Below are 11279 nucleotides of genomic sequence, written 5' to 3' on the forward strand. Positions count from 1 at the left end.
AAATACAAAAAAACGCTCTGTTGAGAACTCATTATGCTGATTTACAACTCATTATCACGACAAAAAGCTCCCTTAAAAACAGTAGAAGAAAAGAAAGTTCGTATGTATGTGTGCGGAATGACGGTATATGATTTTTGCCACCTTGGTCATGCCCGTATGTTAGTGAGTTTTGATGTGGTACAAAGATGGCTGCAAGTGAAAGGCTATGAAGTCACTTACGTGCGTAATATTACAGATATTGATGACAAAATTATTAAAAAGGCCGTTGCTACAAATAAACCTATACAAGAGGTGACGGCTTTTTATACTGATGCTATGCATGCGGATGAAAAAGCATTGCAAGTAGAATCACCGACACATGAACCAAGAGCAACTCAGCATGTGCCTGGTATGTTACAAATTATCCAAGATCTTGAAGCAAAAGGTCTGGCGTACCAAGGTGAAGACGGAGACGTAAATTATGCGGTACGTTTATTCCCAGGCTATGGAAAATTATCAGGACGTTCATTGGATGATTTAAGGGCAGGTGAACGCATTGCCATTTCTGATAGTAAGCGGGACCCTTTAGATTTTGTTCTGTGGAAATCAGCGAAAGTAGATGAACCTGCAGATACAAAATGGGAGTCTCCTTATGGTTGGGGAAGACCTGGTTGGCATATTGAATGTTCAGCGATGAGTAAAGCACTATTGGGATTACCACTTGATATTCATGGGGGAGGTCCTGATTTGAAATTTCCTCATCATGAGAATGAAATAGCGCAAACTGAAGGTGCCTATGGTGGGGAATTAGCCAATATTTGGATGCATTGCGGACCATTAATGGTAGATAATGACAAAATGTCTAAATCGTTAGGTAATTTTCGCACTATTCGGGAAACAATTGGTAGTGAAACAGCAAGTAAAGATTTAGCTACATATGACGTCAATGTTAGAGAAGCTGAAATGTTGAGATTCTTTATCGTTCGTAATCATTATCGAAGTGCACAAAACTTTACCCCCGATAATTTATTTGATGCGCAAGCAGCTATCGATAGACTTTACCAAACGTTGCATAATGTTGGTTATGATGAGGTAGAGGTTGATTGGACAAGTTGCTATGCGGCAGAATTTTCAGAGGCTATGGATGATGACTTTAATTCATCATTAGCTGTATCGGTATTGTTTGAACTTAATACAGCAGCCAATAGAGAAAAATCAAAAAAATTAGCTAGCCAGCTACGTGCACTAGGAGGGGTATTAGGATTATTACAACAAAATCCTGCTACTTACTTGCAGTCACCTACGCGTTATACCCGTCATCAAACCAGCGATGCTAGTGCGATAAGTGAAGAACAAATTAATGCCTTGATTGAGGAGCGTAAACAAGCGAAACAATCAAAAGATTTTGCTAAAGCTGATCATATTCGTCAGCAATTGAAAGAGGTGGGCGTAGAGCTTGAGGATAAACCGGGCGGTTTAACTCAGTGGCGCAGGCTCTAGAATAATTATGAATAATAGTCTTATTACGATTAGTCCAAAGCCTGAATTTTGGGACGAAGCGGTGGAGTATTTACTCGCTAAGGATAGGATTTTGCGAAAAATTATTCCATTACATCAGAATGATTGGTTGGCATCTAAACAAACAGCTTTTGTTTCTTTGGCACGAGCGTTGATTTCACAACAAATGAAACCAGATAACGCTCAGAAACTTTGGAAAGCTTTGCTTAGCTTGTGCCAAGGAACTGTTACGCCAGCCATTATTCAGACATTAACGATTGAACAATTAAAGCAGGTAGGTATCACTAAACGCAAGAGTGAGTGCCTCTTAGATATGTCGACACATTTCTTGGATAAATCAGTAAATCCTCAGGCATGGTTTAGAGCGAGTGATGAACAAATTGTCAAAGAAATTACGGCTATTCGTGGAATTGGTGAGTGGACAGCACATATGTTTTTAATTTTTCATTTGCAGCGTCCAAACGTATTACCGATTGACGATCCCCGTTTAATACAGGCTATATCACAGCATTATTTTAGTGGTGAACCAGTCTCTCGCTCTGAAATCAGAGAGTTAGCACGAACTTGGCAGCCTTGGAGTACAGTAGCAACATGGTATTTATGGTGTAGTCTACAGTCTAATCAGGTATAATAACTCGTCTAAATAAAAGTCGCTTTTAAATGTAAGGTGCATAACCCATATGAAAAATACATTTCTAGAATTTGAAAAGTCCATCGAAGAATTAGAACAAAAAATAGAACAATTGCGTAATGTGTCTTCTGACTCAGCTGTAGATATTTCAGAGGAGATTAGTCGCCTTCAGCAAAAAAGCCAAGCACAAACAAAAAACCATTTATGAAAAATTAACACCTTGGCAAACAGCTTTGGTTGCTCGTCATCCACAGCGTCCTTATACCATGGATTATGTAAAAGAAATTTTTACTGACTTTCACGAGTTACATGGTGATCGTATGTATGCTGATGACTTATCTATTATTGGTGGGTTAGCACGTTTTAATGGTGAAGCATGTATGGTTATTGGTCACCAAAAAGGACGTGATACTAAGGAGCGTGCAAAGCGTAATTTTGGTATGCCTAAGCCAGAAGGTTATCGTAAAGCCTTACGCTTAATGCGTTTAGCTGAAAAATTTGGGTTGCCAGTATTTACGTTTGTCGATACACCGGGTGCTTATCCAGGTATTGGTGCGGAGGAACGAGGTCAATCAGAAGCCATTGGTCATAATCTTTATGCAATGGCAGAGCTTAAAGTACCTATTATTGCGACTATTATTGGTGAAGGTGGTTCTGGTGGTGCTTTAGCGATTGCAGTAGGGGATGTCGTGCAAATGTTGCAATACTCTACTTATGCAGTGATTTCTCCAGAAGGGTGTGCGTCAATTTTATGGCGAAGTGCTGAAAAAGCCCCAATTGCGGCAGAAGCGTTAGCAATTACTGCGCCACGGTTATTAGAGCTAGGTCTTATTGATAAGGTTGTTACAGAGCCTATTGGTGGTGCTCATCGTGATGCTATCACAATGAGTAAGTCGTTAAAACGAGCTCTTAGTGAAGCTGTTCGCCAGTTAGAAGGTCTTTCTACTCAAGAATTAATCGATCGTCGTTTAGAACGCCTAATGGCTTATGGTCGAATCGTTGAAAAAGATTAATACATTTTGGTCAAATGATAAAGCCAGCCGTTTGTATAAACCGCTGGCTGAATTATTTGCTACTTTGCGCCATCAATCTCTGGTAATAGGATTTAGTGGTGGTGCTGATTCAGCCATGCTAGCTGTATGTGCTAGTCAATTAGCGAAGGATTATGATATTCGTTTATATGCCTTGCATATCCATCATGGATTAATGAGTAATGCAGATAAATGGGTAGAGCAGTGTCAGCAGCTCTGTGAACATTTAGCTATCCCATTTAGTGTTAGTTATGTCACAGTTGATAAAAAAAGTGGTTTAGGTATTGAAGGTGCGGCACGTGAAGCACGTTATCAAGCGTTTGCTGACTATGCAAAAGCACATCAGATAAGCCATTTTTTATTGGCACATCATCTGGATGATCAGGCTGAGACTTTATTACTACGCTTATTGCGGGGCAGTGGTATTAAGGGTATGCGAGGTATGTCATCTATATCTAAAAAAGATGGTTTGGTATTTCATCGTCCTTGGTTGGGGTGTGAGCGTCAGCTAATTTTAGATTTAGCAGAAGAGTTTGCGGCACAGACGGGGTGGCAAGCGGTACAAGATGAAAGTAATTATGATACGCAGTATAAACGAGGTGCTTTACGGGTAACATTAAGCCCGGCGTTAAATCAATATTGGCCGAGTTGGAAACAAAACTTAGCACGTCATGCACGCTTAATGGATGAAGCACAAGCTATTATGGATGATATGGCAGTGCTAGATTTCCAACATTTATCCGTGAGTGAAGATCAACACAGTTTTTGTTTAAAAGCTTGGCGTGAATTGCCACCTTATCGGCAGAGCAATGTATTGCGTTATTGGTTGGCATTGCTTGGTTTACAAATGCCAACGGATAAACGCTTACAGCAATGGTTAAAGCAATTAAGAGAAGTACATCAGTTAGGCTATGATCGTGAGGTGAAATTGGAGCATGAACAATGGATTATTTATGTACGAAAAGGGAAAGTAATACTGAGTGATAATAAGAAAATTGCACAATAGACTACAACAATTCTTTATTTAAATTTCATCAAGAGATTATTTATATGCAAAATTTACCTAATTGTCCAGTATGCCAAAGCGAAAATACCTATCACGACACCATACAATTTATCTGTCCTGATTGCGGACATGAATGGTCTGAACAGGCTAATGATGATCTCGCAGATGAGCAAATAGTGGTCAAAGATAGCAATGGTAATTTATTGGTTAATGGTGATTCAGTGATTTTAATTAAAGACCTTAAACTCAAGGGTTCATCTGAAATACTTAAGAAAGGTACAAAATATAAAAATATCCGGTTGGTAACTGGTGATCACAATGTGGAATGCGGTAAATTACAACTTAAATCAGAATTTCTAAAAAAAGCGACGTCTTAAATAATAACTACTGATTACTGTTGCAAAGATGGTGCTGTATTATTATTTATCACTACGGAATCCGTTCCAAATGGTAAATAATATCTAAACGAGTCCATCAGCGATTTATTTCTTTTGTCCCTTGTTCATAATCATCATCCCTGTAATGGCGAGTGGTACACCAATGATTAAAGATGAATGTAAAGGTTCACCTAGCCATAAAGCAGAAATTAAAATACCAAAGACAGGAACGAGGGCAATATAAGCGGCGGCATTACCAGCACCTAAGGTTTTTACCCCATTAAAAAACCAAGAAAATGCTAGCGTAGTTGCCCCTAATGCCATACCGATAGCAGAAAAGTGTGCAACAAAAGGTGCATGGATAGCGCGTTGCCAACCCTCAGCGCCATCGACAAAAATACTAGTTATAAATAATAAAATAGCTCCTACACAAGTACCTACTGTTGTTGCTGTTAAGGCAGGAATACCTCCAATCACAGCCCTGCCAATGAGTGTATAGCTGACCCAACTAAGGACGCAACCTAATAATAAATATTCGCCTAAGCCAACATTACCAGACAGAAATTTTAAAGGGTTGCCTTGCGAGATGGCATAGAGAGAGCCAAAAATCGCTAATCCTATACCGAGAAGAATTTGCAGATTAAGCTTTTCTTTAAAAAGCCATGCAGCTAATAGCAACGTAAATGCAGGATTAAGTGCGATGACTGCTGAGGCTTTCCCTGCGGGAAGCCACTGTAGGGCAGTCATAAAAAACAAGGAATAGGCAAAGATGCCCGTAGCACCTGTGCCTATTAATCCTAACCACTGTTTAGCTGTTAAATCTCTGATAGATTTAAAACGATCAACGCTGTATAGCCAAATTAACAATGAAAGACTGGCAATAATAAATCTATATGTAGAGCCAGTGATAGGAGGCATATGCTGAGCAACAACTCGTCCCCATGCCCATGACGTCCCCCATAAAATTGCCATACCAATTAAACGTAAATGAATGCCGATATGAGAAGAGGATTGTTGTGTCATGGTAGAAACTACGCAAAAAAGTCTAACTATTATTAATAAACTGATAGGTATTCTATTATAAGAGTGTCTCTTTATGAATTGAACATTTCAAAATAAATCGTTAAAAAGAAAAAAGTCATGAGCTATTTAACGTCGCTCAATATATTGGATTTTTAGTGAGATAAGAATGGCTTGCGTTATTGACTAAAAAGAAAAAATTAAGTGTAAAAGGTGGTAGTGAAAGTACTATGTATTTTTTACAACAATTAAATTAATTTATTTTAAGTTTAAATTTAAGAATCGCTTGGATAAAAGCTATTAGCTTATATTTTTACTCAATTTGTAATTTTCTTGTCATGATGAATCGCTAGAATAATCTGGTTTTACTAGAGAAGCATCAATGAGAAAAAGTTACTTAATCTTATTGCCAACGTTTGTTTTTTTGGCACTGTTTACCTATTTCCCGCTATTTCGATCCCTAAGAGATAGCTTTTATGATTTCCGCTATACAACGGATCAATCAAAACCATTTGTTGGCTTAAAAAATTTTGAGCGTTTATTTGCAGATGATATTTTCTGGCAAGCGTTACTTAACAATATTGTTTATATCTTATTGACGGTTATTCCAAGTGTCGTCTTAGCTTTATTGCTGGCTGTCGCCTTAAATGAGAATAAACGTATTAATCGTTTTCTGCGCTCAATATTTTTTATGCCAACCTTACTACCTTTAGTGAGTGCTGCTACAGTCTGGATTTTTATCTTTACGCCTAATTTAGGGTTATTAGATTATTACTTGTCAAAAATTTTTGGCAATATGAACAATAATTTTTTGGGTTTTAGTGATACGGCAATATATGCGCTAGCGTTTGTGGGTGTCTGGAAGTTCGCAGGTTACTATATGCTGTTTTTCTTAGCAGGGTTACAAACTATTCCTGATTATGTGAGAGAAGCGGCTGTTATGGAAGGGGCAAACAAGTACCAAATCTTTTTTAAAGTTACCTTACCTTTATTAAGACCGACGATTAATTTTGTTTTGATTACCGCCATTATCTATGGTGTCACACAAATTGATCATGTAGTCGTTATGACTAATGGTGGTCCTAATCATTCTACCTCCGTTCTTTTACACTATATTCAGGATTTGGCACTTAATTCACATGACTTAGGTAAAGCATCGGCAGCAACATTTGTATCGCTCATTGCACTGTTTATTTTCTCAGTTATTAATCTTAGAGTGCTAGAAAAGGGGACACACTATGAATACTAGAAAAGGAACAGGGGTTACCTTAAGTCTATTATTACTTGTAGCGGCATTATTGTGGTGTACTCCTTTAATTTGGATGTTTTCAGCGTCTGTTAGTGCCACAACGTTTGGGCCTGAAATGGCATCATTAGTACCCAGTTTTCCGTTAAGTTTTCAACACTTTATAGATGCATGGGAAAGTACAGATTGGATTAATCTCTATAAAAATACCATTATTTTTGCATTTGGTACTTTCTTTGTACAAATGCTAACCATTACCACAGCAGGGTATGTATTCGCCTACCATCAATTTAAAGGCAAGACTTTTCTGTTTTATTTGCTGTTGTTGCAATTAATGATTGTGCCCGTGGTATTGATGATACCTAACATGATGACCTTAAGTGATTTTGGTTTACTGAATTCGTTATTAGGAACTATGTTGCCTTATTTTGCTTCAGCATTTGGCGTGTTCTTAATGCGACAAGCCTTTTTATCTATCCCAAAAGAATTAGAAGATGCTGCCATCATGGAAGGATGTGCATGGTATCAGACGCTTTATCACGTGTTAATTCCCATGGTTAAGCCGACCTTATTGTCGTTTGCGACATTTAGTATTACTTACCATTGGAATGAGTATTTATGGCCCTTAATGACATTAAGTGATCCAAGCAAGCAGGTACTTACTGTTGGTCTTGTGTCATTTGCAGCCGGGGCAGAGTCAGGAGGACAGTGGGGAGTTATTAGTGCAGGAACCATTATGATTTGTTTGCCACTTCTCATTATGTTTATTTTCTTTCAAAAACATTTCCTTAAAAGTTTTGGCTTTTCAGGTATTAAATAGTTTAAGGTTAAATAATTATGTTATTAGCTCATATTTCTGATTTACATTTTCGTCCACAAGGGCAAAAATTATATGACTTTATTGATGTAAATCAAAAAAATGCCAATGTGATTGCCCATCTGAATGCATTAGAAGAACAACCAGATGCTATTGTGATTACAGGTGATATTGTCAATTGTGGAATGCAAGAAGAATATATCGTAGCAAAACGCATTTTAGGTTTTTTGAATGCGCCAGTTTATATTGTGCCAGGTAATCATGATCATAAAGAATACTTTTTAGAGGCGTTTAAAGACATTTGTCCTCTTTTAGGTGATGACCCTAGCAAAATGCACTACTCTGTGGATTTCCCACAGGCGAGACTTTATTTCATTGACAGCGTTGTGCCTGGCGCATCATATGGTGAGTTGAGCGCAGAAACCTTGCAATGGTTAGACCAAGAATTGGCAAAAAATGAGAAAGAGAGCTATGTTTTTCTTCATCATCCTCCGATTGCCTTCGGTAATATTCAAATGGATGAGATAGGCTGTCGTAATGGCGCTGAGCTTCTTAAACTTGTTGATAAATACACGCATTTCACACGAATTTTTTGTGGACATGTGCATCGTGTCATGTTTGCGCAATACAAGCAAGCGATTATTGCCTCAGTATCAGGGACTACTCATCAGGTTCCTTATAGTTATACCGATAAAACTGATAGATATTCAGAAGAAGCTGGACCTATATTAATGCATCGTCATATGGATAATGTAGGCTTGGTTTCTTATTGTGTGCATTTACAGACCAAATCACCTTCTTATTTATATAACCCACAAATTAGTTGTTTTAAATAAGGTTGGGATATGTCGAGAGTAGATTTAGTCAATATACAAAAAAATTTTGGTAGTACAAAAGTTCTGGAACGAGTTGATTTATCCATCGAAAAGGGTGAGTTTTTAGTCCTCGTTGGTCCTTCTGGTTGTGGAAAAAGTACCTTATTAAGAATCTTATCTGGGCTAGAAGAGCCTAGTGAGGGAGATATTCTGTTAAATGGCGAACGTATTAATCATGTCCCTGCGGGTAAAAGAAATTTTGCCTTAATTTTTCAGAATTATGCTTTATTTCCACATATGAGCGTAGAGCAAAATATTCTATTTGGCATGAAAATTCGAGGGGAAGATAAAAGCCAGTTTGCGAGTAGATTAGCAGAGGTAGCAAATTTATTGCAACTTAATGCCTTACTTAAACGTAAACCCAAAGAACTGTCAGGGGGGCAACGTCAACGTGTGGCGATGGCGAGAGCCATTATTAGAAATCCATCTTTATTTTTAATGGATGAGCCATTATCGAATTTGGATGCCAAATTACGAGTTGAAGTCCGTGATGGTGTGATGGATTTGCACAGGAAATTAAGAACAACGACAATTTATGTTACCCACGATCAAGTCGAGGCAATGACAATGGCAGATCGTATCGTAGTACTTAATCAAGGTAAGCTTCAACAAATTGGGACTCCTGCCCAACTTTATCAGCATCCTGATAATCTTTTTGTGGCAACGTTTATTGGCAATCCAACAATGAATATTATTGATGTACCTGTTGATGGTCAGCAGTATGTGCTTCTTGAAGAACAAAAAATAGCACTACCATGCCGTGATTATGATGAACATAATGTCTTGTTGGGAATTAGACCTGAGCATTTATATATCAGTAACACAAGCTTATCAGAACAGGCCTTAAGTCTCTCCGGTAGGTTAATTCAGAAAGAGCTTTATGGCTCTGATTATTTATTAAAAGTACAAACCGATTATGGTGTTCTTCAATGCCGAATCCCTAATCTGGGGAATATTCCCAACATGAATACTGAAATCGTTCTGTATTTTGAACCAAGCTATTTACATTTTTTCTCACCAAAAACACAACAGAATCTTTCTAAGGAGTAATCAAGTGTTTAACATTAAGACTGTTTTAGGCATTAGCTTAGCGGCCGCATCTTTTAATGCATTTGCTGAAAAGCAAACCATTGATTTTATGTTTCCTTCTCCAGTTGAGGGTAAATTTACACAAGAGATGACAAAAGTGATTAAACATTTTAATGAGTCTCAACAAGACGTGGAAGTAAGAGGAATTTTTACAGGTGATTATGATACAACTAAAATGAAAGCTGAGGCGGCAGTGCGTGCTGGTCAGGCTCCTGCGTTAGTTATCATGTCAGCTAACTATACTGTTGATTTAGCTATTAACGATATGATTTCTCCTATGGATGAACTGTTTAAATATAGCGAAGATAAAGTATCAGCTAATGATTTTCTAGAGAAAAATTTCTGGCAACCAATGCATAAAAATGCTCAATATAATGGTGTGACTTATGCGATTCCATTCCATAACTCAACGCCAATTATGTATTACAACAAAAAATTATTCCAAGAAGCTGGCATTAAGGAGGCACCGAAAACATGGGCAGAGTTAGTAGATGCCGCTAAAAAATTAACAAATACAGAAAAAGGTCAGTGGGGTATCATGATGCCATCTACTAATAATGACTATGGTGGTTGGATTTTATCGGCATTAGTGCATGCAAATGGTGGTCAATTTAATAACCCTGACTATGCTGGAGAGGTTTACTATAATTCGCCTACAGCAAAAGGTGCTTTACAATTTTATAAAGACTTAGTGTTTAAACATAAAGTAATGCCTTCAGGTGTTTTAAACTCAAAACAAATCACAGCTGGCTTCTTATCAAATAAAGTGGGTATTGTATTATTAAGTACAGGCTCTCTAGGATTCATGAAAGAAAATGCTAAAGATGTTGATTTTGATGTAGCATTCTTACCTAAAAAAGTACGTAATGCAGTGATTATCGGTGGTGCAAGTCTTGTTACTTTTAAAGGCATTAGTGAAGAACAGAAAAAAGCGGCTTATAAGTTTTTAACCTATCTTGTTAGCCCAGAAGTGAATGGTAGCTGGAGCCGTTTCTCTGGATATTTCTCACCTCGTAAGGCATCATATGATACACCAGAAATGAAAGAATATATTGCTAGCTATCCACCTGCAAAAACAGCATTAGATCAATTGCAATATGCTCATCCATGGTATGCGATGTATGAAACAGTACCTGTTCGTCAAGCAATGGAAAATGCCTTAGCTCAAGTTGTATCTGATGAGAAAAAATCAGTTGAAGATGCGGCTAATGAAGCTCAGAAAAAAGCAGATGAGCTGATGAAACCTTATCAAGACAAAACTGCTTTAAGTGTGGAGTAATTTTTCTTGTTGTGTTTAGGCGTATTATCTTTCAGGATGAAAGATAATACGTCAAAAAACTAAAGAGGTAGGATTTTATTTAGGCGTGCAATCTTTCAGGATGAAAGATTGTACGTCAAAAAACTAAAGAGGTAGAAGCAGTTGCTATCAATAGAAATCCATTATGAGGTATTCATAATGGATTTTGATTTTGTAGGATTTTATTTAGGCGGTAAGCGTCCGGTGAACTCCGATTGACTTCCGTTTTTAAATGTTCAATGCCCCGATTTTGTCGGGGCATTGTGTTAATTCTTGGTGTCGTTTGGCGCTTGCCAACGATGAGGCAGAAGCTCAGCAATGTCCTTCGCTTTCTGTGTCGGCAATCGTTCCAACACATCCTTAAGGTAAGCATAAGGGTCATGGCCATTCTGA

The 11279-nt window shown here is 37.7% G+C and carries 11 protein-coding genes and 1 pseudogene; 10 read left to right on the plus strand and 2 right to left on the minus strand.

Going from position 1 to position 11279, the window contains the following annotated elements; all coding sequences use genetic code 11:
- Positions 1-30 precede the first annotated feature (30 nt).
- From cysS to V757_RS24105, 5 genes and pseudogenes are all read left to right on the plus strand, one after another.
- Entirely contained in the window at positions 31-1479 is a 1449-nt protein-coding gene (gene cysS / locus V757_RS24085; protein WP_031274742.1) for a cysteine--tRNA ligase, read from the plus strand.
- Positions 1480-1486: 7 nt separating this feature from the next.
- Complete coding sequence (locus V757_RS24090) at positions 1487-2128, plus strand: DNA-3-methyladenine glycosylase family protein (RefSeq protein ID WP_023952012.1); 642 nt, start codon at positions 1487-1489, stop codon at positions 2126-2128.
- Between the two features lie 49 nt (positions 2129-2177).
- A pseudogene (locus tag V757_RS24095) lies at positions 2178-3141 on the plus strand (acetyl-CoA carboxylase carboxyltransferase subunit alpha).
- Positions 3128-4165, plus strand: a complete 1038-nt coding sequence (gene tilS, locus V757_RS24100; RefSeq protein WP_052019381.1) for a tRNA lysidine(34) synthetase TilS — start codon at positions 3128-3130, stop codon at positions 4163-4165. Before V757_RS24095 ends, tilS begins: the two are co-directional and overlap by 14 nt.
- Before the next feature lie 44 nt (positions 4166-4209).
- Positions 4210-4542: a zinc ribbon domain-containing protein YjdM gene (locus V757_RS24105; protein WP_023952016.1), complete on the plus strand. Its 333-nt coding sequence runs from the start codon at positions 4210-4212 to the stop codon at positions 4540-4542.
- A gap of 105 nt (positions 4543-4647) precedes the next feature.
- On the opposite strand, the gene V757_RS24110 is transcribed toward V757_RS24105, so the two are convergent.
- Positions 4648-5565, minus strand: coding sequence for a DMT family transporter (locus V757_RS24110; RefSeq protein ID WP_023952018.1), 918 nt, complete (start codon positions 5563-5565; stop codon positions 4648-4650).
- A 379-nt stretch (positions 5566-5944) separates the two neighbouring features.
- On the opposite strand from V757_RS24110, the gene V757_RS24115 reads away from it, so the two are divergent.
- Genes V757_RS24115 through V757_RS24135 form a run of 5 tightly spaced genes read left to right on the plus strand, consistent with a single transcriptional unit; the run spans position 5945 to position 10868 of the window.
- A complete protein-coding gene (locus V757_RS24115) occupies positions 5945-6811 on the plus strand; it encodes a carbohydrate ABC transporter permease (protein WP_023952020.1) in 867 nt (288 codons plus the stop codon).
- On the plus strand, positions 6801-7628 hold the full coding sequence (locus V757_RS24120; RefSeq protein ID WP_023952022.1) for a carbohydrate ABC transporter permease: 828 nt from the start codon (positions 6801-6803) through the stop codon (positions 7626-7628). The genes V757_RS24115 and V757_RS24120 overlap by 11 nt, the downstream gene beginning before the upstream one ends.
- Before the next feature lie 17 nt (positions 7629-7645).
- The gene (locus V757_RS24125; protein WP_023952024.1) at positions 7646-8461 is read left to right on the plus strand and encodes a phosphodiesterase; all 816 of its coding nucleotides are present in this window, start codon (positions 7646-7648) and stop codon (positions 8459-8461) included.
- 9 nt (positions 8462-8470) lie between these two features.
- Positions 8471-9550, plus strand: coding sequence for an ABC transporter ATP-binding protein (locus tag V757_RS24130; RefSeq protein ID WP_023952026.1), 1080 nt, complete (start codon positions 8471-8473; stop codon positions 9548-9550).
- A gap of 4 nt (positions 9551-9554) precedes the next feature.
- A complete protein-coding gene (locus tag V757_RS24135; RefSeq protein WP_023952028.1) occupies positions 9555-10868 on the plus strand; it encodes an ABC transporter substrate-binding protein in 1314 nt (437 codons plus the stop codon).
- A gap of 284 nt (positions 10869-11152) precedes the next feature.
- On the opposite strand, the gene V757_RS28090 is transcribed toward V757_RS24135, so the two are convergent.
- Positions 11153-11279, minus strand: a 127-nt coding sequence (locus V757_RS28090) for an IS66 family transposase (protein WP_023952030.1), incomplete at its 5' end; no start/stop codon positions are given.

The sequence above is a fragment of the Pelistega indica genome (assembly GCF_000506865.1).
GTDB classification, from domain to species: Bacteria; Pseudomonadota; Gammaproteobacteria; order Burkholderiales; family Burkholderiaceae_B; genus Taylorella; species Taylorella indica.

Bases quoted from the DNA above. Each gene is read 5' to 3' on its own strand.
- V757_RS24125 (WP_023952024.1), top strand. From the start codon at position 7,646: ATGTTATTAGCTCATATTTCTGATTTACATTTTCGTCCACAAGGGCAA.
- V757_RS24115 (WP_023952020.1), top strand. From the start codon at position 5,945: ATGAGAAAAAGTTACTTAATCTTATTGCCAACGTTTGTTTTTTTGGCA.
- V757_RS24090 (WP_023952012.1), top strand. From the start codon at position 1,487: ATGAATAATAGTCTTATTACGATTAGTCCAAAGCCTGAATTTTGGGAC.
- V757_RS24105 (WP_023952016.1), top strand. From the start codon at position 4,210: ATGCAAAATTTACCTAATTGTCCAGTATGCCAAAGCGAAAATACCTAT.
- V757_RS24120 (WP_023952022.1), top strand. From the start codon at position 6,801: ATGAATACTAGAAAAGGAACAGGGGTTACCTTAAGTCTATTATTACTT.
- V757_RS24110 (WP_023952018.1), bottom strand. From the start codon at position 5,565: ATGACACAACAATCCTCTTCTCATATCGGCATTCATTTACGTTTAATT.
- V757_RS24130 (WP_023952026.1), top strand. From the start codon at position 8,471: ATGTCGAGAGTAGATTTAGTCAATATACAAAAAAATTTTGGTAGTACA.